This window comes from Patescibacteria group bacterium (genome assembly GCA_028692545.1).
Lineage (GTDB): Bacteria > Patescibacteriota > Patescibacteriia > UBA1558 > S5-K13 > STD2-204.
This window is the reverse complement of sequence record JAQUXC010000004.1, coordinates 65,080-90,200: the sequence shown is the minus strand read 5'-3', so window position 1 is coordinate 90,200 and position 25,121 is coordinate 65,080. Positions and strand designations below refer to the sequence as shown.

The window sequence follows — 25,121 nt, the reverse complement described above, 5'->3', positions numbered from 1 at the left end:
AATTTGGAACACTCCTTATGAATGGCTAAATTATTACAATTTTAAAAGAATACATTTAACCCTTAACGGACTTACTCCTCATGAAAAGTATTTAGAAAGTGTAACCCTTGACTGTTAACTGTACATGTTTATTCAACTCCGGGGGTTGCCACCCCCGGAGTTGTTTTAGGCACATACATTTGTCGATTTCTCTAATTGATAAAATAATAACATTTCATTTGGAGTTTTACCATCTAAAGCACAGTGTTCTAGATTATTGTAATAATCATTCCATTGTCTAATCTTTGTTTCCAGGTCAAATAAGCTAGTAAAGATATTAATGTTATAAAAGTGTTCTTGATCTGTTCTGTGACTTCTTTCTACCTTACCATTTTGAGCTGGTTTTCCAGGATCTATTAAATAGTGAATAATATTATTCTTCATATAGAATAAATCAAAGTCATGTAGTCTTAGGCTGAGTGGATCAATAGATTTCTGATATCCTGTATAACGATTAGTAAAACAACTTCCATTATCAGTCTTTATTGATCTTATTCTAAAATTAACAATGTTTAATAGTTCTTTTAAAAAACATATAGCTGAATAATTATCATAGTTTTCATATACTTTTAAGTATCTCCATCTAGAAGCACAATCAATAGTTGTAAATTGATAGTATTTCTTACCATTAATACTGCCTGGAATATACTTAACATCTATTTTTACTAATTCACCAAGTGATAATGGTACTTTGATATATTTATACTTTATTTTTCTAATTCTATATTTTCTCGTTAATCCTTCTTGTTTGATTATCTTTCCTATTGTTCTACATTTAATATTTATTCCTTCTTTTGTTATTTTGTATTTAATCTTTTTTGCACCCAGTTTCGTTTCTTTTTTTATCTCTATTATTCTTTCTTTTATACGTATTGATGTTTCATTTGGATGACTATGTGGTTTAGTTGATTTAAGTACTAGTCCATCTATTCCATATTTTTTGTAATTACTAACTCACCTTTCTAATGTTCTTTGACTACCATAAAATATTCTTACAGTATCTACTAGCTTTATTTGTTTATTAATTATTGGTAAAACCCATCTTAATCGCTCTTCTAATATATTGTTTGATAATTTTGTACACATACTCATATATTTACATCCTTTCTATGAAAATCGCCATATGTATGTGCACATTACCTAATTCTATTGACAAATATGTGTTTATATGATATGATTATTTAATGACCCTAGAAATGATGCGAAAGTACGTTAATCTGGGGCAAAAAAAGGAGGAACCATGTATACAAGCATAAGGTTCTATATCGAAAACCCCGAGGCCAATAAAGAGCTTCAGCAAGTATTGAATGAGATTGACTATCCAGTGGAACAAAATTCAAGATTTGTTCAGATCTCCGATCAAAAAGCAAGTAATCGATTCTTGATTTTGCAACCACATACGTTTATTTCAAACGAAGCGCTTAGTAGGTTAGACCAATTATCTTATAGAGTGACGATGTTGGTTCGTGTGGTTTGGCCAGTGCAAATGATTAGTCAATTACAACCCAGAAACGAATTTACCACTAAAATAGGTGGTGTTGATATTTCTGGTGTGGACAGCATGGGTGGTTCATATGATTTGTTGTTAAGGGCTAGGTCATTTGGAGATGCTTTAGATGTGTTCAGGGCTGTAGTTCCGGGTCTTTATCCGGATTTTAAATTAACAGATCAAATCATAAGGAATATGAGTTTCTGGGCTAAATTGAGAATCCTGTTCGGGTTCTGAGCTAGCTCGAAATTTATTTTTTATAAGTCGTATGGTTCGCCCAGCGACTTATTTATTTTTAAAAATTATTTTAAGTTATCCACAGCCCATGACTTGACTTAAATATTCGAAGAGTTATACTTTATTTAAGTAAAGTACTTTATCAAAATAAAGTAAAAAATATGAATAAAAAAATAGAAAATTTATACAAAACAATTTTGGCTCTAAAAAATATTGATGAGGCTAAGAAATTTTTTCGTGACTTGCTTACAGAACAAGAAATTGAAGAATTTTCAAAAAGATGGCAAGTAGCAAATATGCTTAGTGAAAAAATTTCTTATTCTACAATAGAAAAAAAGACAGGGCTTAGCTCTACTACAATTGCAAGAATTTCAAAATGGCTTAATAATGGCAAAGGTGGCTACAAATTATCAATTACAAGAGCTTATCATAGTTCAAATTCTCTCAAAAAGGGTTTGAAGTGATTTTTTTATTTATTTATCAATTTAGTCCCTTCTTGAGAGAAGGGATTTTGTTTTACCAAAAAAATTAAACAAAAAGGAGGATTTATGAATACAAGAGAATTTCGAGTCAAATGTTTGGAAGAAAACAGATTTGAGGAAATTTTTGAGAGTTTAAGGAACGAAAATACACATGGAGTTGATGTTGGATATTTCTTTATCTCTGAAATCAATGAATTATTTAACTCTGAAAAATGCTCACAAGAAATCTTAGATAAAGCTCATAATCTTTATTATGAAAAATTACAAATAATTCCAGTAGATTATTAATCAAAGCACCACCTCCGAGGTTGGTAACCTCGGAGGTGGCTAACTTATCCACAGAATAGGTGGTTGAAGCAAACATGAAAGTGGTATATAATTTAATTAAAGTGTAGAGAAGTGGAGACAAGTGGGGATAACTCAAATCTTCATTTCTTACAAAATATTTATATTTTATAAACCCTGGGATTTAAAATCATTATGTTTATTGGAGAATACAATCACACTATAGATGAAAAAGGCAGATTAGCTGTACCTGTTAAATTTAGAGCAGATTTTAAAACTGGAGCAGTTGTAACTAGAGGACTTGATAATTGCCTCTTTTTATTTACAAAAAAATCATGGAATGAGCTCGCAGAAAAGCTTTCCAAATTACCAATATCTCAATCAAAATCTCGTGCATTTGCTCGTCTTATGCTTGCTGGTGCAATGGATGTAAAGTTAGACACACAAGGAAGAATAATATTGCCAGAATACTTGAGAGCTTATTCAAAATTAAATAAAAAAGCTATTGTTGCAGGGGTTTTTAATAGATTAGAGATTTGGGATGAAAATTTATGGAATACATATAAATTAGATGTTGAAAATAAATCTATTGAAATAGCGAATGAATTAGGGGATTTAGGAATTTAAGTTATAAAGTCAAAAGTACCAAGTTAGAAGTATTTTTATAAAATTATAACTTTTAACTTTAAAACTATTATGAAATTACATATTCCAGTACTACTAAATGAAGTTATAGAAGGATTAAATTTAAAGGAAAATTATAATGTTATTGATGCAACACTGGGTGGTGGAGGACATTCACAAAGGATTTTGGAAAAAACTTCACCAAACGGAAAATTGATAGGAATAGATCTAGATAGTGATGCAATAGAATTAGCAAAAAAAAGATTAGAAAAATTTGATGATAGAACAGTTTTTGTTCAAGATAATTATCAAAATATAAAACAAATATTAAAAAACAAAAAATATGAATTATCTAATTATCCAATACGTGCTATTTTACTCGACCTTGGCCTCTCACTGTATCAATTGCAAAGCGAGAATAGAGGATTTTCTTTTTTAGATGAACAAGGACTGGAGATGAAATATGACAAAAATGATGAAGGGCCAGATGCGAAATATATCATAAATAATTATAAAGAAGATCAATTGGAAAAGATTTTTAGGGAATTTGGAGAAGAAAGATTATCAAAACAAATTGCAAGAGAAATAATAAACAATAGAAAAACAAAAGAAATAATAAGTGGAGTAGAATTATCAAATATTATTTCAAGAGTCTACAAAAGATTTTATAAAAAATATTCAAATACAAATCCAGCAACAAAAGTTTTTCAGGCGTTGAGAATATATATAAATCACGAATTTGATAATATAAAAAAGTTTTTACCAGATGCAATAGATTTGCTAGAAAGTGGTGGAAGATTGGTCGTTATAAGTTATCATTCTTTGGAAGATAAAATAATAAAAGAGTTTTTTAGACAAGAATCCCGTGATTGTATATGTCCACTTGAGGTTCCAGAATGTCGTTGTAATCATAAAGCAAGTCTAAAAATTATAAACAAAAAAGTTATAATTCCAAGTGAAGATGAGATAAAAATTAATCCAGCTTCGCGAAGTGCAAAATTAAGAGTGATAGAAAAAGTTTAAAATAAAAATCGAGTTCAGATCGAAAAATCCAGCTCATTGAGATTAACTCGACTTAGCTGGAAAAAACAAAAATAAAAAACAAAAATATGAAAAACAAAAAATTAACATTTTTACTATTAAGTATTAAAAGATTATTTAAAAGATTGATAATTATGAAGTTTAAAGATAAAACAAAAATACTTTATTGTGCGAATATATCTCTTGTTGTTTCTATTTTTGTTTTGTTGTTTGTAAATCTTGTACAGTCAAATATGGCGGCTAGTGAAGGTTTTGTGATGAATGATTTAGAAACTGAATTAAATAATCTTAGAACTACAAATAAAGAGTTTAGTTTGAAATCAGCCGAATTACAAGATTTAGGAAGAATTACAAAAGTTGCGCAAGAACATGGTATGGTTTTGGCTGATGGTGTGGATTATATTGTAATAAAAGATTATAAAGATGTTGCTATAAAATAATTTATCTGTTTTTCTTTATATGTATAGAAAAAGAACCAATACTTTGGATGTAAATAAATTGGATCGTTTACAATTTATATTTTTGGGAGTTATAGTTTTATTTGTCTTTATAGTACTAAAACTTTTTTATTTACAAATAGTACAAAATAAATATTATCTTGTAAAAGCAAAAGCTCAACATTCATTTGTGGCTGATATAAAACCAAAAAGAGGCGAAATTTTTTTACGTAACAATGATAAAAGCTATCCTTTGGTTATCAATAAAGTATATTTTGATTTGTATGCAATACCAAATATTGTAGAAAATCCTCAAGATCTGAGTAAAAAATTATCAGAAATTTTGGGTATTGAAGAGGAAATTTTAAATGGTAGATTGTCAAAAAAAGATGATATATATGAACCAATAAAAAATAAACTCACAGATGAAGAATATCAAAGAGTAAATGAATTGAATTCCAAAGGACTTGGTTTTATAAAAGAAAATTATAGACATTATCCAGATGGGCCAGTAGGTAGTCATATAGTAGGATTTGTTGGTTATAAAGATGATAAATTAGTTGGAAGCTATGGTTTAGAAGGTTATTGGGAAAATGAATTAAAGGGTCAAGAAGTGGAACTTACTGGTGAAAAAGATGCTTATGGAAATTTTATAACAATTGGAAAGACTGATTTCAAAAAAGTGACAGATGGAAATGATTTGTATCTTACAATAGATCAAGCAATACAAAATTTTGTCTGCAAGAGATTAAAAGAAGCAACTGAATCATATGGTGCTAGAAACGGAACGGTTATAGTAATGAATCCCAAAAATGGTGATATACTAGCAATGTGTAATTATCCAGAATTTGATCCAAATAATTATTCGCAAGTTGAAAACCAAAATTTCTATAATAATAATGCTATTTTTACATCTTATGAACCTGGTTCTGTATTCAAAGTTGTTACAATGGCAATGGGACTTGATTTGGGAATTGTAAAACCAGAGACAACATATATAGACACTGGAATTTTGGAAGTAGATGGATTTAAAATAAGAAATTCTGACAAAAAAGCAAATGGTATTAGAACGATGGTTCAAGTTTTAGATGAATCGCTTAATACTGGTGCTGCTTTTGTAGCAGAAAAAGTTGGAAGAGAAAGATTTTTAGATTATGCAACAAAATTTGGTTTTGGGCAAAAAACAAATATAGATTTGAATGTTGAAGTAAAGGGAAATATTGAAAATTTAAATAAAAAAGGTAAAGTATTTTTAGCTACAGCTTCTTTTGGTCAAGGAATTACAGCAACTCCAATACAATTAATTTCATCTTTTGCGGCATTTGTAAATGGAGGATATTTGTATAAACCAAGAATAGTAGAAAAAATAGTGCATCCAAATGGAAAAGAAGATACAATAGAAACTCAGTTTATTCGTAAAGTAATATCAGATAAAGCAGCAAAGCAGATTTCAGCAATGCTTGTATCTGTTGTTGAGCAAGGTCATGCAAAATCAGCAAAATCAGATAAGTATTATTTGGGTGGAAAAACTGGTACAGCTCAGATAGCAGGGAAAGGTGGTTATGTAACAGATAGAACGAATCATACATTTATTGGATTTGGACCATCAAGAGATCCAAGGTTTGTAATATTTGTAAAGTTTGATTCTCCGCAAAGAGCTTGGGCTGAGTCAAGTGCCGGACCAGTATTCAAAGATATCGCAGATTTCATATTAGATTATTATAAAATACAACCAGAAAAATGAAGAAAATATTATTTAAAATTTTAAAAATTTTTAGTAGTCTGATTTTAAAAAAATATAAACCAGAAATTATTGCAATTACCGGATCTATAGGTAAGACTTCCTCAAAAGAAGCTATTTTTAGTGTATTAAAAGGTAAATTTAAAGTAAGAACTTCTTTTTCTAATTTTAATAATGAGATAGGTGTGCCTCTTACTATTCTTGGAATAAAAGATGCGCCTGGAAAATCTATATTCAATTGGTTTTATATTTTTATCAAATTTTTATTTTTGATTACTTTTAAGATTAAAAAATATCCTCAAAAATTAATTTTAGAAATGGGTGCAGATCATCCAGGAGATATTGAATATTTTACAAAATTTGTACCTATAAATATAGGAATTCTTACAAAAATATCAAAAGTCCATATAGAATTTTTTGATAGTGTGGAGGAAATATTCAAAGAAAAAAGAAAAATATTTAGCAATATGCCAGAAGGTTCTTGGGCAATTCTAAACAATGACGATGAAATGATTGCAAAATTAAAGAATGAATTAAAACATAATGTTTTAACTTATGGGATTAAAAATGAATCCGATATTTGGGCAACAGATTTACAAATGTTGAGAAAGGGAGATACGATAGGAATGAATTTTAAAATACGACATAATGGAAATGTAGTTCCTGTATTTTTACCAGATTCTTTGGGTATGGCACAAGTATATGCATTTCTCTCTGCTGTAGCTGTTGGTTTTATAGAAGGATTAAATTTAGTAGAAATATCTATACTTGCAAAAAATTATACTTCACCAAAAGGCAGAACTCATCTTTTAAAAGCAATAAATGATGCATATATTATTGATGATACATATAATTCGAGTCCAGACGCTACAAAACTTGCAATAAACTTACTATCCGATGTAAAAACATTAATAAGTGGTAAAAAAATAGTTGTTCTAGGTGATATGCTTGAGCTTGGTAATGATACAAAAAATTGTCACGAGGATATTGGTAAATATGTAGCAAGTAAAGATATAGACTTTCTTTTTACAATTGGAAAATTTGCAGAAGATATATACTTGGAAGCTATTAAAAATGGTTTTAATTTCAAAAATGCAAAACATTTCAAAGATCAAGAATCTCTCATAAAATATTTAGAAACAATAATAGAAAAAGATAGTATAATTCTTGTAAAAGGATCTCAAGGATCAAGAATGGAAAGAGTAGTAAAAGAAATAATGAAAAATCCAGGATATGCAAAAAATGTTTTGGTAAGACAATCTGATAATTGGTTGGATAAATAATATTTTTTATAAATTTGCGTATAAATAATTCCATATAGCGGAATTATTTGCTTTTTTAAAATTTTTACTATAATATTATATATACTTAATAAAGCTAATTTAACAAACTAAAAAGCAAAAATTATGAAAAAAAGGATATTGTTTTTGATGATTCTCGTTGCACTTGTAGCATCAGGATGTATTATCAAAAAACAAAACAATAATGAAGAGCAAAAGCCTGCTGATTTAACAATTGACAATACCAAGTTAGTTGGATATTTGGTGGCAGATGTTAGATGTCAGGAACAAAATTGTGATACAACATATTTAAAACAAAGCTTACTTAGTATATTTCCTACAATTGAATTCAAAGAATACGACTACAATAGTACAGAAGGAAAAGAATTGTATACAAAATATAATTTGAAATTTTTACCAGCATTTTTGTTTACAAAGAAAGTGGAAACAGAAGCAAATTATGCAAATGTACAAAATTATTTACAAGCAAATAATGATTTATTAGCTTTGAATGTTGGAGCTTCATTTGATCCTTCAAAAGAAATTTGTACAAATAATATAGATGATACTGCAAATGGACTTGTAGATTGTGCTGATCCAGATTGTTCTGGTAATTTGGTTTGTAGAGAAGAAGTAAAAGGAAAATTAGATTTATTTGTCATGAGTATGTGTCCTTATGGAACAAAAGCATTTGATGCAATGGAAGAAGTAATAAAGAATTTTGGTGATAAAATTAAATTCAATGTTTATTACATTGCAAATAAAAACGCAGATGGAACCTTCCAATCTTTACATGGTCAAGCAGAAGTTGATGAAAATATAAGAGAATTATGTGCTATAAAATATTATCCAGAAGATTATAAATATATGGATTATATTTGGTGCAGAAACAAAGATATAAACAATGCTGATTGGACTACATGTGGAAAGAATTTTCCAAAGATAAAAGCTTGTTTTGAGGGTACAGAAGGTAAAGAACTTTTGACAGAAAATATTAAACTTGCAAATGAACTTCAAATTGGTGCTTCACCAACATGGCTTGCAAACAATAAATATCAATTCTCAGGAATTACCGCAGAAGATGTAAAAACAAATGTGTGTAAATATAATGATTTAGGTGAAGACGTATGTAAGGCTGTTTTAAACAACACAGCTAGTGTTCCAACTGGATCTTGTAATTAATTACTTATTTAGTATTTTTCAACCCCCCGGTATATCTGGGGGGTTTTTATTTTGTATTTGTTTTGTGTTAAAATAAATTTATAATAATTAATATATCCCGCTTGGCGGGAAAAAAATAATATGAATGTACAAGAAAAAGATCAAAAATTTTGTTGTGAAATATGTGGCAATGAAGTAATAGTTACAAAAGTAGGCGGAGGAGAGCTTATTTGCTGTGGAGAGCCAATGGATTTGGTTGTCAATGAATCAGAAATATAGATAGTCTTAAATTTTTGTAAGAAACGATTTTTTAAAATAAGTCGTTTCTTTATTTTTAAACATTTGACAAGAAAATAGAAATTGCTATAATTAATTTAGCACTCAAATACTGCGAGTGCTAAAATAAAAAAGCAATGGAAACAAAAGATAAAAAAATATTAATAAACATAATTGAAGAATATATTAGATCAGCAAGTCCTGTTGGTTCTAGTTATTTAGTTTCCAAAAAAAAGATGAATTGTTGTCCTGCAACTCTTAGAAATATAATGATGGATTTAGAAAGGCAAGGATATTTATTTCAACCACATACATCAGCGGGTAGAATTCCAACTGAAGAAGCATACAAATTTTATGTAGAAACACTAGACAAAAATATAGAACTTTCAAATGTTATTTCAAAAAAATTAGACAATGCAATTACAAAGTCAGCTATAAAAGAATTGGATCAAAAAGCAAAGTTTTTATCAAAAATTATGGCTGAGATTACAAACAATGCGGTTTTACTTGCATTTTCAAAAGACAATTATTATATAACAGGATTTTCAAATATATTATCTCAGCCAGAGTTTTCTGATATGGAAAAGCTACAAAATTTGAGTCTGGTTTTGGATAATTTGGAATTTATAGTTGAAGATATTTTTGACAAAGTAGATCAAACTGGCGTTTTTGTAGGTTCTCAGAGTAGATTCAATAAATATTTATCTGCAATTACTGGAAGATTTGAAAAAGGTGTTGTTACAATTCTTGGTCCTACAAGAATGGATTACAAAAAGAATTTAGGATTAGTTAATTATTTTAAGACAATTATATAAATATGGAAACAAAAAATAAAAAAATTGAAAAAAAAGTTCATAAACCTGAAAAATGTGATAAATGTGATGAATATTTGAACGGTTGGCAAAGAACTCAAGCAGATTTTGAAAATTATAAAAGACAAACAGAAAAAAGAATAAAAGATGTTATAGAATTCGGAAATGCTGAAATGTTACTAGAATTTATTCCTTTGTATAATCATTTCAAATCAGCACTCAGTCATATTCCAGAAGAAGAAAAAAAAGAATCATGGTGTGAAGGATTGGGACATATCCAAAATATGTGGAAAAATGTTTTTGATAAATTTGGAATAAAAGAGATAGAAACAGTTGGAAAAGAATTTGATCACAATATTCATGAAGCAATTGGTTTTGAAAGTCACAAAGATAAAAATGATCATGAAATTCTAAAGGAAGTTCAATCTGGATATACATTAGGTGGCAAAGTAATTCAACCAGCAAAAGTTATTGTAAATAAATTAGAATCCATTGAGTCTGACTTGATAGATTCTGAAAAAATAAAAATTAATAATTCTTCTAAAATAGAAGAAACCGAGCTAAGCTCGGAGAAAGGAGAATAAAACTATGCAACTAATAAAATGGAGTCCAATGTTTGATGAGGATGAAGATTTATTCAATTTTCCCGCAATAAGACAAGCAAATCTTCCATCATTAGATATTTATCAGGACAAAGACAATGTTTATGCAAAAGTGGCTCTTCCAGGAGTAGATCCTGAAAAAGTAGATATCACAATTGAAAATGATATTTTGAGTGTAAGGGGAAGCTCTGAAAAGAAGTCAGAAATTGATGAAAAAAATTATTACAGAAAAGAGATTAGATTTGGCTCATTTCACAGAAGTGTACAATTACCAACACATGTAAATGGAGACAAGGCAAAAGCAGAATTTGAAAATGGAATTTTGAAAATACAAATTCCAAAAAAAGAAGAAGTAAAACCAAAGAAAATAGCAATTCAAGTAAAAAAGAAATAACTACCACACCTCCGGGGTGCCAGCACCCCGGAGATAGGAAAAGAATATATGGATTTATCAACAATGTTACCAAAAAAATTAATACAAAAATGTCCTGTTTGTGGAAAAGAGTATAATTTTTCAAAAATAAAAGTTTTGTGTGTTGATGACGCATCAATACTTTCGTATTTGAAATGTGTAGAGTGTGATAGTGGTGTAGCACTAAAAATATTACTTATGCCGACTGGTGTTATAGGTCAAGCAATTATTACAGATCTAGATGGTGATGAAATAATGGCAATAAAAGAAAAGAAGAATATTATCACAAGCTCAGATGTATTACTTGTCTATGATTTTTTTAAGACAAGAAATGATTTATTGAGAGAGATTAAATAATGATGAATTTTGAATAATGAACAAATTTAGAATTAAATAATTTTAAATAAGAATATGAATAAAAATTTTGCAAATTATAATCATGATTATTTAATAGATAATTTTAAAAAAGAGTCAGATAGAGCATCAGTGGTATTATGTGGTTCATTATTTGATAGTGCTTTAAAAAATCTATTAGAAGGCTTTTTTATAACACATGAAGACAATTTATTTACTGGGCCATTACTTAATTTTGATACAAAAATTAATTTAGCCTATCGTTTAGGATTAATTAGTAATAGGTTTAAAAATGATCTTAAGATTATAAAAAGTATTAGAAATGATTTCTCTCATAATGTAGAAGGGTGTAGTTTTGAAAATTTTAAGATTAAAGAAAAGATTAATTTATTAAAAAAAATCAAGAGTACATGATTGAAGAATATGGAAAAAATGAAGCATTTCAAGACAAAGATGATGATAGAGGATTTTTTTTATTAATATGTTCATGGATGTTATTTGATTTAAATTGTAGAGTAGATGATGTAAAAAGAATACAAGAGAAAAAATTAGAATTTGGTTATTGTAAAGATATATTATCTAAACCTGAAAATATAGAACCTAAAAAAATAAATACAAATAATTCAATAAATTTGAATTTAGATAATAACCAAGAAGCAACATTAATAGAAAATAAAACAGAAAGTAAAAACGACGTAACTGAAATCAAAAATTAAACAATTAAAATTAGTATTATTAGTATGAATTAGTATATTGGCATCGCATAAAAACAATTTAAAAATTACAAACATTAATAAAATAATATATATAATAAACAAGAAAGGACACAAAATATATGTCAAAAATAATAGGAATTGACCTTGGTACTACAAACAGTGCCGTAGCAGTCATTCAAGGTGGAAAGCCAGAAATTCTAGAAAACAAAGAAGGAAACAGAACAACTCCTTCTATGGTTGCTCTTTCAAAGAGCAATGAAAGACTCGTTGGAATGCTTGCAAAAAGACAAGCAGTAGTAAATCCAAAAAACACTTTGTTTTCAATAAAAAGATTAATTGGTAGAAAATTTGATGACAAAGAAGTACAAGATGATATCAAAACTTTGCCTTATGAAGTCCAAAAAGCAGGTGAAGGTGTAAAAATTGTACTTGGTGACAAATCATATACACCACAAGAAATTTCAGCTATGATTTTGCAAAAATTAAAAGCTGATGCAGAAGAAAAACTTGGTGAAAAAGTAGAAGAAGCTATTATTACAGTACCAGCTTATTTTGATGATGCTCAGCGTCAAGCCACAAAAGATGCAGGAGAAATTGCAGGACTCAAAGTAAAAAGAATTATAAATGAGCCAACAGCTGCTGCATTTGCTTATGGATTTGATAGATCAGACAATAAGCAAGTTGCTGTTTATGATTTGGGTGGCGGAACATTTGATATTTCAATTCTTGATATAAGTCATGATACTGACAGCAAACAATCAACAGTAGAAGTAAAATCAACTACTGGCGATACACATTTGGGTGGTGATGACTTTGACCAAAGAATTATTACTTGGATTATAGATGAATACAAAAAAGATCAAGGAATTGATTTGTCAAAAGATGTCACAGCATTGCAACGTTTGAAAGAATCTGCAGAAAAAGCAAAAATAGAGTTATCTACATCAGTTGAAACAGAAATAAATCAACCATTTATCACAACCGATGCAAGTGGTCCAAAACATTTGGTGATGAAAATCACAAGATCAAAATTAGAAGAAATAGTAGGAGATTTAGTAGAGAAGACTCTCGAACCATGTAAAAAAGCAATAGAAGATGCAAAATTTAAAAAAGAAGATATCGATGAAGTAATTTTGGTTGGTGGTATGACAAGAATGCCATTTGTTCAGAAAAAAGTTGAAGAATTTTTTGGCAAAAAACCAAATGTTTCTGTAAATCCAGATGAAGTAGTTGCTCTTGGTGCAGCAGTTCAAGCAGGACAATTTGAAGGTTCTATTGGTGGAAAAGAAGTATTATTGTTAGACGTTACACCACTTACATTGGGAATTGAAACTCTTGGCGGTGTTATGACTCCACTAATTGAAAAAAATACTACAATTCCATCAGGTAAATCTCAAATATTTTCAACAGCAGCAGATAGTCAGACATCAGTAGAAATTCATGTTTTGCAAGGCGAGAGACAAATGGCTCAACACAACAAAACTTTGGGTAGATTTATATTGTCAGGTATTCCGCCAGCACCACGTGGTATTCCACAAATTGAAGTTACTTTTGATATAGATGCAAATGGAATTTTGAATGTAAAGGCAGTTGACAAAGCTACTGGAACTGAACAAAAAATTACAATTACCGCATCAAGTGGTCTTTCAAAAGAAGAAATTGAAAAAATGAAACAAGAAGCAGAAGCAAACGCAGAGGAAGATAAGAAAAAGAAAGAAGAAATTGAAACAATAAATAGTGCGGATTCTGTAATATATAGTACAGAAAGATTATTGAAAGATACTGAAGATAAAACAAAATATCCAAATGGAATTTCAGATGATACAAAGAAAAAAGTTCAAGACAAACTTGATGAACTCAAAAAATCAAAAGATTCAAACAATGTAGAAGATATGAAAAAGAAGTTGGATGAAATGAATCAAGTTGTTCAAGAAATTGGTCAAGAAATGTACAAACAATCTCAAGCTGGTTCACAACAACCAAATCCAGAAGAAGCTCAATCTGAGCCACAAGCAGAAGAAAAAAAAGAAGAACCAGTAGAAGCAGAGTTTGAAGAAGAAAAGAAATAATTTAATTTAAAATCCACCCCGGGGGTGACGCACCCTCGGGGTGGTATAACATAAATTTATGGAAGACAAAAAAATGGAAATAAAAATTGCAGACAATATTCCTGGTGGTGAGTATGCAAATGCAATGCAAATAATACATAGTAAAGATGAAGTTCTTTTGACATTTTTAAACATTACAGCACCAAATGGTCGTGTTTGTGCAAAGATTATGACAAATCCAGGGCATTTCAAAAGAATGATAAACGCAATGACTGAAAATTTAAAAAAATATGAAGAAAAGTTTGGTGAGATAAAAGAATCAGAAAGTCCAGCAACTAGTACTGGAATTGGTTTTGAAGACCGAGCAAATTAATTAATTTAAGCGCCACCCGCCGGGTCATTCGACCCGGCGGGTGGCTTAAAATAAAATGTCAAAAGATTATTACAAAATTCTTGGAATTGATAAAAATGCAACAGATATTGAAATAAAAAAAGCTTTTTCGAAACTTGCTCATGAACATCATCCAGACAAAAAAAGTGGTGATGAAGCAAAATTCAAAGAAGTAAATGAAGCATATCAAGTTTTAAAAGACAAAGAAAAAAGACAGAGATATGACCAATTCGGTTCTGCAGACGGAAATCCATTTTCTGGCGGTGGAAATCCATTTTCAGGTGGAGGAGGAGCTTCATGGCAAGATTTTTCACAAGGTTTTGGTGGATTTCAAGGTGGAAATACAAATTTTGATTTTGGAGATTTGGGTGATATTTTTGGTGACATGTTTGGTGGCTCAAGATCAGCAGGTAGTAGAAGAAAATCCAAAGGAAGTGATTTACAAACAGAAATAAATATATCTTTTGAAGAAGCCGTTTTTGGTACAGAAAAAACTATAAATTTAAACAAAAAAATTACTTGTGACAATTGCCATGGAGAAGGTGGAACAGATACAAGAACTTGTTCAAAGTGTGGTGGTAGTGGTCAAGTTAGAATTCAACAAGATACTTTTTTTGGAACATTTCAATCAGTAGCACAATGTCCAGAATGTGGTGGAGCAGGGAAAGTTATAAAAAATGTTTGTGGTCGATGTAATGGTAGTGGTTATACAAAAGGTACAGAACAAATAAAAGTAAAAATTCCTGCTGGAATTGATAATAATCAAACACTCAAATTATCCGGAAAAGGTGAAGCTGGCGGAAAAAGTCGTGCTTCAGGAGATTTGTTTATAAAAATAAAAGTTCAAAAAAGTAATAAATTTGAAAGATTTGGATATGATATAAAATCTAATTTAAAATTAAAATACTCTCAACTTATAAAGGGAGACAAAATTGATATAGATACTGTAGATGGCTCTATAAAGCTCAAAATACCTCCTTTTACGTCAAGTGGCAAGGTTTTCGTACTAAAAGACAAGGGAGTCTATAAATTGAATTCTAGAGGTAGAGGAGATCATTTTATAACTGTAAAATTAGATTTACCAAATTCACTTACAAGAGAACAAAAAAAACTTATAGATGATTTAGAAAAAAATAATTTATAATATAACTTTTATTAAAAATAAAAGTTGTGATATAATATTCTTATGAATTTAGATAAATGGAACGAAACAAAATCAAATATACTTGATAGTTTTGATGTTATAAAACAAGAAATTTTGAAAGATGATGATGGTCATGGAGAAAAAGATATTATAGAATTCAAAAGTCCAATGGGAGATGTAAAAATTGAATTTCATACTAGAGATTTGGTGTTAGATAAACATTCCAATTTTTCAAATAGGATAGGATCAAATGTTACTGTTGATTATAAATATTCAGATACAGAAAAAACACACAAATTAAGAGCATACAAAAAAGATGGAGACAACTGGAGCGAAATAGACAATTCAATGTTTTCATAAAATCTATATAAGTCAAAATAAATAATAAAATATGTTACAAAAAATTTTGAATCTTCTAAATAAAAACGATAAATATAAACATTTTTTTGTTTATAAATGGGGTTTTTTGGCTGGTGCAGTTGAATCATTATTAATCATTCTAGCAACATTTTCTCTTATAAATTTGTATGAAATCTATAGAGATTATGAAATTTTTAGCAATAGCCCATTTCTTTTAATACTTATAACTTTTTTTGAAGTTATTTTTATTGTTATTAGTTTAATGATAGTTTTTGGCATGCCTTCTTATCTTGTTTTTAAGAAAAAAATGTTTTCAACAGCACTTTTGGTTTTACTTATGACTATTGTTACATTGTTTATATTTTTTACTGTTTTATCATTATTGATAATATAAATTAATAATTAAATTCCCAGTTATTCCCTGCTTCGCCGAAAGGCTACGCCGAGGCAAGCAACTGGGCAAGAAAATTTATGTACTATTTTATTGGGGCTGTAGTTTTTATAATTTTGATTTCTCTAAGACAGATAAATCAATATGAAAGAGGTGTAAAATTTACTATGGGTAGATATACTGGCATGGTAAATCCAGGATGGAGGATTATTCTTCCAATTTTTCAAACTATGAAAAAAGTTGATATTAGAGTAAAAGCAGTAGATGTTCCAGATCAAGAATGTATTACAAAAGACAATGTAACTGTAAAAGTAAATGCAGTTATTTATTACAAAGTTGCAGATGCTTCAAAGGCTATTATAGAAGTAGAGAATTTTTATTATGCCATATCTCAATTTGCTCAAACTACAATGAGAAATATAGTTGGTGAAGTTGACCTTGATACATTACTCGGTCAAAGAGACAAGATTTCAGATAGAATTCAAGAAATTGTTGACAAGGCTACAGATCCTTGGGGAATAAAAGTAGATAGTGTTGAATTGAAAGATATTGTTCTTCCAGAATTAATGCAGAGAACAATAGGAAAGCAAGCAGAAGCAGAAAGAGAAAAAAGAGCTGTTATTATAAGTGCCGAAGGTGAAGTAATGGCAGCAGAAAATATTGCAAAAGCTGCAACAACATTAAGTAATTCTCCAGGAGCACTTCATCTTAGAACACTTCAATCTATAAATGATATTTCTTCAGATCAATCAAATACTATTGTTTTTGCAATACCACTTGAAATTCTTAGAGCATTTGAATCTATAAATAAAAATAAAAACAATAATTAAAATATGAAACATAAATATTTATCAAAACAATTTGGTTTTTCGCTTATTATGAAAATAATAATAGTATGTGTTTTACTCAATGTTGTTTTGTTGACCATTGTATTATATTCAAAAACCAATCACAAAAATGATGTAGGTTTGCAAAATAAAAAAGGTGATATTCAAATTCAAAAAGTTGTAAATAGAGATAAACTTACAAAAACATATAAAAAAGATCTGTCTAATTTGTTTGAAAATTTTGATGGAAACTATGAAAATTTGAGAGATCAAATTGCAAACTTAGTTGTTCCAAGTATTGATTTTCAGAATTTCCATTTGAACCTTGTAATAGCACTTACATCAGCTTCAGAAGGCAACAATGAAACAGCAAAACAGAGACTTACAAGTATCGCTTCAGAAGAACAAAATGCCTGGATTAAAAGTTCATTAGATGATATTATAAGCAGATTATAGTTTATACAAATTTATGATATTTTATAAAAGAATTTTAGGATTTCTTGTAAGTTTTTTGTTAACAGCTTTATTGTTGTTAACTTATTTTCATCCTCAGAAAATATGGTATTTTGTTGGCATTAGTATATTTTTGATACTTTTTTATTTTTGGCGTATAAAAAATAGGTTTGTGGATTACAAGACTATATTTGCATATTTTGCTACGATTTTTCTTTATTTTGGCTTTATATTTGCATTTTTTACGATGATAAATAATATCTACATTAGGTATATATTTTTAATATTTGCTTTACTATCATTTATCACCATTTTTGATAGTTTTTTTAGAAAAATTTATGAAAATCACGAAATAAAAAAGCAATTAATAATATATATAGATCTACTATGTTTTTGGATGTTATCTTATTTTTTATTTTATAATACATTTTTTTTCAAAAATAGTTTATTATTTAATTCTATTTCTATTGTAATTTTGTCATTTTTAATTATATCAATAAGTTTTTATTGGCATCAAATTAATATAAAAGCAAATATTTTGTATATTGTAGTTGCCGTTTTTATTCTTTTACAGATTTTTGTAATTTCTTCATTTTTGCCATTTGTAGTATATTTATCAGTTTTTATATTATGGATTTGGTATTATATTCTTATGGATTTTATAATAGACAAAATAAAAGATAAATTTGTTTTTAAGAAAAAAATAAAACTTTTATTTTTAGCAACAACAATATTAATTTTATCTTTAATAACCAAAAAATAATAATATGAAAAATAAATTAAGTCTTTTATTAAATTTAATTATCATTTTGGTAATTTCTATGACTTCAGCTTTTTATATTTCCACAAAAATTTATGATAAATATTGGCAAAAAATGATGACAGATATAAGTGAAATATTGGGTAATAATAGATTTAATTTTATAGACGAAAAGGGCTCTATAAGTAAAATAATGAATGGCAATTTAGCAAAAATAGGTGGTAGTTCCCAAAATTTAAACAATCAGGTTTGGTTATTAGCTAAGAAAAATACTACAAAAAGTGATTCTATTTTGGATAAAATATATTTTGATGAAAATTTTATAGGGACGGTGGTTGTTTTTACAAATGATGGTTGGTTTGCTACAAATGAAGATTTGAAATTATACAAATCCAATGATTTGGTTTTGATAAATTATAAAAATGAAATAGTAGATATAGAAAAGATAGTAAATGATCCATATTTAGGCATTTATTATATAAAAGTTGCAAAAACAGGATTAGAACCAGTTGCAATAATTGATTCAGTGTTTCTAAATGTTGGTGAAAATGTTTATGCTATTAGACCAAATCTTTATAGTTATCAAAATGAAATATTAGAAAATTCTATAAAAAATATGTATTCAAGGTTTATAGAGAGTAAATTAGACTTAGTACACAAACCAACTGATATTGTGATATATGGAGCTTTAAATGTTGATTTAGATGAAAATTTACCAATATTCAACAAAGATGCGCAATTTGTTGGTTTTTCACTAAAAAATGGTGAAAAAACCTATTTATTACCTAGTAAATATATCAAATATTCATTGACCAATCTCTTTAATAATGATAATATTATCAACTATCCTAGTCTTGGGGTGAGTTATATAGATTTAAGTGAAGTGGTGACAGGATCTGGTGAAAATATTGGTGCTTATGTATATGAAGTACCAAAAAATTCAATTTTCAAAAAAGGTGATATTATAACATATATAGAAAACGACCAAATAAATCAGGTAAAATCTCTAAATACAATATTATTGGATTATAAAATTGGTCAAGAAATAAATGTTAGATTTATAAGAAATGGTCAAGAACAAAAAGAAAAGATTGTCATTTCTGATCTTGCTAAATTAAATTCTAGCAAGTAGCGTATAAACTAATTATGGAAAACAAAAAAAGAGAGAAAATAATACTTTTTAAAATTAGGGCTGGCCAAAAAGATGCTTTTGGCGAGCTTTATGATATATATTCTAGACAAATTTATAGATATATTTATTTCAAAGTGCCTACAAAAGAAAAAGCAGAAGACCTTACAAGTGAAGTATTTTTGAAGTGTTGGGAATATATCAACAAGCATGAAATAAAGAATTTCCAAGCTTTTATATATCAAGTTTCTAGAAATCAAATTGCGGACTTTTATAAGAAGTCAAAAGATCTCTTTTTAGATGAAAGAGAAACTATAATAGAGGATCATTCTTTTAGTGAACATATTGAAAATATTTCAGACTGGCAAGTTTTGGAAAAAAACCTTAGAAAACTCGGAAAGATAAATAGCAGGTGGCAAGAAGTATTAATACTCAAATACGTAGAAGATATGACTACATCAGAGATGGCAAAAGTTATGAATGAATCCAAGGCGAATATAAGAGTACTTCTTCATAGAGCCATGGAAAAGCTCAAGGAAATAGTAAATTCTTCAGAAAATTAATAAGCCGATTGTTTGCACAACCGGCTTATTTGTTTAATGTTTTTCTATTTCGTGGAGGGCTTTGAGGAGAGGTTTTCTGTGAAGAAATATTTTTCCGCAGATACATCTCCATCAGGATCCATTCCAGCGAAATATCCCTTGTCACCTTTTATGGTGATTTGGAATTTTTCGCCTTTTCTGTAAGGTTCTTCATCCCGGAAATCACTGCCGGAGAAGTATGAATAGGAATCTTTGATAAGCCACATTGTTGTAGCCTTCTCTGGGTCGAAGTTGGTCATGACGGACATGTCCATGGGAACCCAATCAGTGACTTTAGTGTCGGCAGCTGTCACAAACTCTTTTGGTTCCTGCTTTTTGCAGGCGGATGTAGTGATGGTGATCCCAATTATAAGGACCAATATGACTAACATAATAATCTGTCTCATTGTACCTCCTAAGATACTTGGATTTTATTCTAAAATTATTATATCATATATAAACTTTTTTGTCAAGCATTTTAGTAACACGTCCGACGTTGTAACGTCGGACGTGAGAAACTTGTAACATTTTCCCTTTTCAGTCGTCTTATTATATGTAAAACAAAAACAAAAAATTAACCCCAAATAATATGAATATGAAAGATAAAGATATAATTCAAAAGCTAAGCGAATTTAGCAAAATAGAACCAGACGAAAAATGGTATCACGTAAATCGTTCTATTCTTTTTAATATTATAAAAAATGACACTTCAAAGAAAAGAAGCATGGGATTCAAATCTTTTTACTTATATACAAATATATTTTTTAGAAATATGATGCCAAGTTGGAAGACAGCATCTGTTTTGTCATCTGTATTTATAGTAATATTCACAACAGTTTTTGGTGCAAATGCAGCGCTCCCAGGTAATATTCTTTATCCTGTAAAACTTACAATGGAAAAAGGTGAACTTATGCTTACAAAAGATGGCTCAGTAGAACAAGTAGATGTATATTTCAAACACATTAATAAGAGATTAGAAGAAATGGACAAGTTAGTAGAAAATAATAACCAAGCTCAGATTACAAAAGTAGCAGATAATATAAAAAATAATTTAGATAGTTTAAAAAATAATCTAGAAACAGCCAAAAAAGATAATAAAGATTCTCAAAAAACGATAGAAGTAGCAAAATTAGTAGATGAAAGAACTCAACAAACATCAGAAATATTAAAGGCAACGGCAGAGAAAGTGTCAAATGATGGTATAAGTGAGGTTATAAAAGCAAATAATTTAGTTAGCAAAACAGCTCTTGATATGATAATAAACAATGAAAATACATCACAAGATCAAAATCTCAAAGAATTAGTAGAAAAAAGTATAGAAAATAGAATATTATTACAATCAGATAGACTTGAAGAAGTCGACAAAAAAATAGAACAAGGAAATACACTTTCTTCAAATCAGGATGTAATAAACACAACAACCACGTCATCAGAAACAATAAATTCAGAAAATAAAAGTACTATAGAATTCAGTATAGAAACAATAAAACAAGTAAAAGCAAATCAAATACCGGTATATTTAGAAGAAGCAAAGAAGTTATTACAAGAAGGTAAATATCAAGAGGCATTACTAAGATTAAAAGAAGTAGAATTTTATATAGACTTATCAGAGGAAGTTTTAGAAAACTCTTACAAAAATCAAATTCAGGAATTAGAAAAAGAAATTAATAGTCAGGAAGTAAAAGGACAAACAGAACAAAAATCAGATTCTAGTTTTGAATTAAAGTAATTTAAAAATTTAAATATATATTTTTATATATAGTTGAGTTATTTATTATTGTTTGGGTCTTAAGACTCAAGTAATATAAAGTTCATTGTTATATAGTGACAAATATTTATATTATTTGCTCATTTCTCTAACCAAATAGAAAGATCGATGCCAAAGAGGCAGTTTGACTAGAAGAAGTGTTTTGTAGATTTATCTACAAGCAATAGTTTAAATAGTCGCTCAATGTAACAGTGAATTAATAGGGAGAAAATAAATATGAATTTAATTAAAAAATTGTTCGTTTACACCATGGTTTTTTCAATGGTGTTTCTAGGAGTAGGTCCTATGAACATTGCAAAAGCTGTTGATGTTTCAGCAGGTGACTTAGTAAGATCCACAACAAACGCTGGAGTTTACTATGTTTACAATGACGGTGGAACATTGAAAAGAGCAGCTTTTCCAAATAGTAAGACTTATTTTTCATGGTTTGAAGATTTCAGTGGAGTAAAGACTATTTCTACTGATGAATTAGCTAATATTAGCTATACAGGTAAGTTAATAACATACAGACCTGGTACAAAAATGATTAAGATCGATACAGATCCAAAAGTTTATGCAGTTGAACCAGGTGGAGTTTTGAGATGGGTAAATTCTGAAGCAACAGCATTAGCTCTTTATGGAGCTAACTGGGCAACAATGATTGATGATGTTCCAGATGCTTTCTTTGGATGGTATGATGGCTCAACAGCTGTTGATAACCCAGTAACAGCAACTGCACATCCAGAAGGTACACTTATCAGATACGAAGGTACTGATGATGTATACTATATAGATGGAAATGGTCAAAAGAGAATGGTATCAGAAGCTGGTTTTACAGCAAACAAATTCTCAGAAGACTATGTAGTTGAAAATGTTATGGATACTATCACTTATACAGATGGTAGTGCTATAACAACAGCAGAAGCTGATCTATTCCCAATAACTACAGCTGTAATTGGTGGAGTTACTCCTCCAGCAGTAGGTGGTGATGTTTCAGTATCATTGTCATCAAGCACACCAGCAGAAATGACAATTCCAACTGGAGCACCAACAGTATTTACTGTTGTTAATTTTACAGCAGGAAGTGAAGATGTTAATATTCAAAGCCTAAAGTTAACAATGCCATCAGGTATTTTGGGTGATCCAACAAAGATTACTGGTATTACTATTTACGACGGTGTAAGTAAAATTGGTAGTTCAAAGCCTATGAACTCTTCAAGAGAAGCATTGTTCAACTTTTCAACTCCTATCAAAGTAAGTGCTGGAACAACAAAAGCATTGACTATAAAGGCTACTATTACAGCAATAGGTAGATATGCTATTGGTATTGCATCAGCATCTGATATAAATATTGATGGTGGATCTGTATCAGGATCTTTTCCAATAAGTGGAAGAGAAATGACATCTGTAGTCGTTACTACAATGGGTAAAGTTGAAATGCAAGCTTTAACAGCAGAAACTCTTTCTGGTATTGAATTTGGTGAACAAAATGTAAGATTAGCAGAATTTACATTAAATACAGAAAAAGAGCCAATTATTTGGGAAAGTGCTAGATTCAAGAATGGTGGTACAAATGATCCAGAACTTCTTTCAAATATCAGACTTATGATCGATGGTGATGAAGTAGCTCAAGGTACTATCGATGGAAGATATATAAATTTCGATTTGAACAATTATCTTATTGAAAAAGGAGATAATGTAAATGTAGAAGTTTATGGAGATATTGGTATAGGTAGTGAAGGTAATGAAATAAAATTATACGTAGATGATGCTAGTGATTTTTCATTTATAGGTCAAGACTATGGTTATGGTATTGCTATGTTGAATACATTAACTCTTACTAAGTGTATAACAGTAGAATTGGTTGCTGGAGATTTCACAATATCTATGGATAAAACAGTTACTCCTGCAAAAGATGTACTTGCTGGAACAGATGGTATAATTTTGGCTACAATCAAAATGACATCAAATGGTGAAGATGTAACTGTAAATAGTATTGAAGATACTGTCGGTGATGTATTTTATATTTCAGGTACAAATTTAAGTTGTGATGAGATTGAAAATATACAATTAAAAGATCTTACAAATGGTTCTATTTTTGATGTTGCAGCAGTAACAAAGGGTGCTGTATGTGCCTTATCAATTACAGAAGAAATGACTTTATTGAAAGGTAAAACACATACATTCCAATTGAAAGTTGATGTACTTGATACAGCTGATGTAGGAGATACATATCAAGTTCATTTATTTGGTGCTGCATTTACTATTACTGGGGACACATCAAATGCAGACATTGCTGTAACTCCAACAACAGATGTTGCAAGTTCTATTGCTACTGTAAGAGGTGGTGCATTAGATTGGACAACAGTTGCCTTAAACGACATTAGTGTTGTAGGTGGTGCTGGTTCAACTGGAGATCCAATACTTATATACAGAGCATATCTTAAAACAGGTAGTGCATCTGATTTGAAACTTCAATCAGTAAAGTTAAGTGATAAATTTGCAGTAGATGCATTTATTAACGATAATATAGCTCAATTAGATCTATATATTGTAGAAAATGGAGTATCAAGATTGTTAAAATCAACATCTGATTATATAGTGGACGCAGATGGTTCTATAAACTTTACAACACTAAATACTACAAATAGAGTATTGAAGAAAGGTGTAAATGTTTATTTAGAATTAAGAGCAATATTCACTTCATCTGTAAATGATAAAGGTACATTTGCTTTGCAGATTCCTAATTCTTCAGCAACAACAACATATGTAATAGTACAAGATGTTGACAACAAAAATGTTGTTGAAAATATTTCTAATCCAGGTATATCATCAAGAGAAGTTGAAGTAGTAGGAAGTGGTGATTTGACGGCATATTTGAGAACAGATAATGCAAAAGCTAATGATGATACATATATCTTAGCTGGTTCTACAACACCTCATGGTAGATACCTTGGTGAATTAGAATTTACAACAGCAAATGAAGCTATAAAGATTACAGATCTTGCATTGGAAAATCATGGTATTGCTACAGGTGCTGACATCAAACTTGTTAAATTGTTTGACAAGGACGGTGTATTAGTAGCCTATGCAGCTCCTGAAGCTACTGGAGATGTACGTTTCAAGGATACTGACTTTTTGAATGGAAAAGCAGTATTACCTGCAGATCAAAAGACTTCATACTTCATTGGAGTAGAAGTAAATGGTATGAATGTAGAAGGTGATGCACAAAGTACAACTCTTTTTGATCATTCAATAAAGTATAGCTTTGCATCTGATACAATACTTGGTACTGGTAATGA

31 protein-coding genes are annotated in these 25,121 nt (G+C 29.2%); 28 read left to right on the top strand and 3 right to left on the bottom strand.

Translation table 11 applies throughout. The features are described from left to right. Positions 1-165: 165 nt before the first annotated feature. Together PHZ07_02715 and PHZ07_02710 are read right to left on the bottom strand one after the other, a co-directional pair. Complete coding sequence (locus PHZ07_02715; protein ID MDD3284483.1) at positions 166-735, bottom strand: integrase core domain-containing protein; 570 nt, start codon at positions 733-735, stop codon at positions 166-168. Positions 736-993: 258 nt separating this feature from the next. Next, positions 994-1,125, bottom strand: a complete 132-nt coding sequence (locus PHZ07_02710) for a hypothetical protein (GenBank protein MDD3284482.1) — start codon at positions 1,123-1,125, stop codon at positions 994-996. Positions 1,126-1,279: 154 nt separating this feature from the next. Between PHZ07_02710 and PHZ07_02705 the strand changes: the two genes are divergently transcribed. The 26 genes from PHZ07_02705 to PHZ07_02580 all read left to right on the top strand — a co-directional run bounded on the left by PHZ07_02705 (position 1,280) and on the right by PHZ07_02580 (position 20,054). Continuing rightward, positions 1,280-1,765 (top strand): hypothetical protein, encoded by a 486-nt coding sequence (locus PHZ07_02705; GenBank protein ID MDD3284481.1) that lies wholly within the window; start codon positions 1,280-1,282, stop codon positions 1,763-1,765. Between the two features lie 161 nt (positions 1,766-1,926). Then, positions 1,927-2,229 carry a YerC/YecD family TrpR-related protein gene (locus PHZ07_02700; GenBank protein MDD3284480.1) on the top strand — a complete coding sequence of 101 codons (303 nt, stop codon included), beginning with the start codon at positions 1,927-1,929 and terminating at the stop codon, positions 2,227-2,229. Between the two features lie 84 nt (positions 2,230-2,313). Continuing rightward, on the top strand, positions 2,314-2,535 hold the full coding sequence (locus PHZ07_02695; protein ID MDD3284479.1) for a hypothetical protein: 222 nt from the start codon (positions 2,314-2,316) through the stop codon (positions 2,533-2,535). A 192-nt stretch (positions 2,536-2,727) separates the two neighbouring features. Next, positions 2,728-3,159: a division/cell wall cluster transcriptional repressor MraZ gene (mraZ, locus tag PHZ07_02690; GenBank protein MDD3284478.1), complete on the top strand. Its 432-nt coding sequence runs from the start codon at positions 2,728-2,730 to the stop codon at positions 3,157-3,159. A 69-nt stretch (positions 3,160-3,228) separates the two neighbouring features. Then, positions 3,229-4,179: a 16S rRNA (cytosine(1402)-N(4))-methyltransferase RsmH gene (gene rsmH, locus PHZ07_02685; protein MDD3284477.1), complete on the top strand. Its 951-nt coding sequence runs from the start codon at positions 3,229-3,231 to the stop codon at positions 4,177-4,179. An 86-nt stretch (positions 4,180-4,265) separates the two neighbouring features. Then, entirely contained in the window at positions 4,266-4,637 is a 372-nt protein-coding gene (locus PHZ07_02680; GenBank protein ID MDD3284476.1) for a hypothetical protein, read from the top strand. Positions 4,638-4,656: 19 nt separating this feature from the next. After that, positions 4,657-6,378 (top strand): penicillin-binding protein 2, encoded by a 1,722-nt coding sequence (locus tag PHZ07_02675; protein ID MDD3284475.1) that lies wholly within the window; start codon positions 4,657-4,659, stop codon positions 6,376-6,378. Further along, a complete protein-coding gene (locus PHZ07_02670) occupies positions 6,375-7,658 on the top strand; it encodes a UDP-N-acetylmuramoyl-tripeptide--D-alanyl-D-alanine ligase (GenBank protein MDD3284474.1) in 1,284 nt (427 codons plus the stop codon). The genes PHZ07_02675 and PHZ07_02670 overlap by 4 nt, the downstream gene beginning before the upstream one ends. A 123-nt stretch (positions 7,659-7,781) precedes the next feature. Then, the gene (locus PHZ07_02665; protein ID MDD3284473.1) at positions 7,782-8,837 is read left to right on the top strand and encodes a hypothetical protein; all 1,056 of its coding nucleotides are present in this window, start codon (positions 7,782-7,784) and stop codon (positions 8,835-8,837) included. Positions 8,838-8,957: 120 nt separating this feature from the next. Continuing rightward, the gene (locus PHZ07_02660; GenBank protein ID MDD3284472.1) at positions 8,958-9,095 is read left to right on the top strand and encodes a desulfoferrodoxin FeS4 iron-binding domain-containing protein; all 138 of its coding nucleotides are present in this window, start codon (positions 8,958-8,960) and stop codon (positions 9,093-9,095) included. A 134-nt stretch (positions 9,096-9,229) separates the two neighbouring features. Further along, a complete protein-coding gene (locus PHZ07_02655; protein ID MDD3284471.1) occupies positions 9,230-9,907 on the top strand; it encodes a hypothetical protein in 678 nt (225 codons plus the stop codon). Between the two features lie 2 nt (positions 9,908-9,909). Next, positions 9,910-10,488 (top strand): nucleotide exchange factor GrpE, encoded by a 579-nt coding sequence (locus PHZ07_02650; GenBank protein ID MDD3284470.1) that lies wholly within the window; start codon positions 9,910-9,912, stop codon positions 10,486-10,488. A gap of 4 nt (positions 10,489-10,492) precedes the next feature. After that, positions 10,493-10,900 (top strand): Hsp20/alpha crystallin family protein, encoded by a 408-nt coding sequence (locus PHZ07_02645; protein ID MDD3284469.1) that lies wholly within the window; start codon positions 10,493-10,495, stop codon positions 10,898-10,900. A gap of 48 nt (positions 10,901-10,948) precedes the next feature. Further along, entirely contained in the window at positions 10,949-11,275 is a 327-nt protein-coding gene (locus PHZ07_02640; GenBank protein ID MDD3284468.1) for a hypothetical protein, read from the top strand. A gap of 54 nt (positions 11,276-11,329) precedes the next feature. After that, complete coding sequence (locus tag PHZ07_02635; GenBank protein ID MDD3284467.1) at positions 11,330-11,686, top strand: hypothetical protein; 357 nt, start codon at positions 11,330-11,332, stop codon at positions 11,684-11,686. After that, a complete protein-coding gene (locus PHZ07_02630) occupies positions 11,683-11,988 on the top strand; it encodes a hypothetical protein (GenBank protein MDD3284466.1) in 306 nt (101 codons plus the stop codon). The genes PHZ07_02635 and PHZ07_02630 overlap by 4 nt, the downstream gene beginning before the upstream one ends. Before the next feature lie 119 nt (positions 11,989-12,107). Further along, a complete protein-coding gene (gene dnaK, locus PHZ07_02625) occupies positions 12,108-14,057 on the top strand; it encodes a molecular chaperone DnaK (GenBank protein MDD3284465.1) in 1,950 nt (649 codons plus the stop codon). A 58-nt stretch (positions 14,058-14,115) separates the two neighbouring features. Further along, positions 14,116-14,409: a DUF3467 domain-containing protein gene (locus PHZ07_02620; GenBank protein ID MDD3284464.1), complete on the top strand. Its 294-nt coding sequence runs from the start codon at positions 14,116-14,118 to the stop codon at positions 14,407-14,409. Positions 14,410-14,464: 55 nt separating this feature from the next. After that, the gene (dnaJ, locus tag PHZ07_02615) at positions 14,465-15,571 is read left to right on the top strand and encodes a molecular chaperone DnaJ (protein ID MDD3284463.1); all 1,107 of its coding nucleotides are present in this window, start codon (positions 14,465-14,467) and stop codon (positions 15,569-15,571) included. A gap of 42 nt (positions 15,572-15,613) precedes the next feature. Continuing rightward, positions 15,614-15,931 carry a hypothetical protein gene (locus tag PHZ07_02610; GenBank protein MDD3284462.1) on the top strand — a complete coding sequence of 106 codons (318 nt, stop codon included), beginning with the start codon at positions 15,614-15,616 and terminating at the stop codon, positions 15,929-15,931. A 31-nt stretch (positions 15,932-15,962) separates the two neighbouring features. Next, on the top strand, positions 15,963-16,325 hold the full coding sequence (locus PHZ07_02605; protein ID MDD3284461.1) for a hypothetical protein: 363 nt from the start codon (positions 15,963-15,965) through the stop codon (positions 16,323-16,325). 77 nt (positions 16,326-16,402) lie between these two features. Next, a complete protein-coding gene (locus PHZ07_02600) occupies positions 16,403-17,152 on the top strand; it encodes a slipin family protein (GenBank protein MDD3284460.1) in 750 nt (249 codons plus the stop codon). A gap of 3 nt (positions 17,153-17,155) precedes the next feature. Continuing rightward, positions 17,156-17,605, top strand: a complete 450-nt coding sequence (locus PHZ07_02595) for a hypothetical protein (GenBank protein ID MDD3284459.1) — start codon at positions 17,156-17,158, stop codon at positions 17,603-17,605. Positions 17,606-17,618: 13 nt separating this feature from the next. Then, positions 17,619-18,365, top strand: coding sequence for a hypothetical protein (locus tag PHZ07_02590; protein MDD3284458.1), 747 nt, complete (start codon positions 17,619-17,621; stop codon positions 18,363-18,365). 4 nt (positions 18,366-18,369) lie between these two features. Continuing rightward, positions 18,370-19,494, top strand: a complete 1,125-nt coding sequence (locus PHZ07_02585; GenBank protein ID MDD3284457.1) for a PDZ domain-containing protein — start codon at positions 18,370-18,372, stop codon at positions 19,492-19,494. Positions 19,495-19,508: 14 nt separating this feature from the next. Then, positions 19,509-20,054 (top strand): sigma-70 family RNA polymerase sigma factor, encoded by a 546-nt coding sequence (locus tag PHZ07_02580; protein MDD3284456.1) that lies wholly within the window; start codon positions 19,509-19,511, stop codon positions 20,052-20,054. Between the two features lie 44 nt (positions 20,055-20,098). Here the strand turns inward: PHZ07_02580 and PHZ07_02575 are convergent, their stop codons facing one another. After that, complete coding sequence (locus PHZ07_02575; protein MDD3284455.1) at positions 20,099-20,479, bottom strand: hypothetical protein; 381 nt, start codon at positions 20,477-20,479, stop codon at positions 20,099-20,101. A gap of 188 nt (positions 20,480-20,667) precedes the next feature. Between PHZ07_02575 and PHZ07_02570 the strand changes: the two genes are divergently transcribed. Together PHZ07_02570 and PHZ07_02565 are read left to right on the top strand one after the other, a co-directional pair. Next, on the top strand, positions 20,668-21,801 hold the full coding sequence (locus tag PHZ07_02570; protein MDD3284454.1) for a DUF5667 domain-containing protein: 1,134 nt from the start codon (positions 20,668-20,670) through the stop codon (positions 21,799-21,801). A gap of 255 nt (positions 21,802-22,056) precedes the next feature. Then, positions 22,057-25,121 (top strand): hypothetical protein (locus PHZ07_02565; protein MDD3284453.1); only part of this gene is annotated, 3,065 nt, incomplete at its 3' end.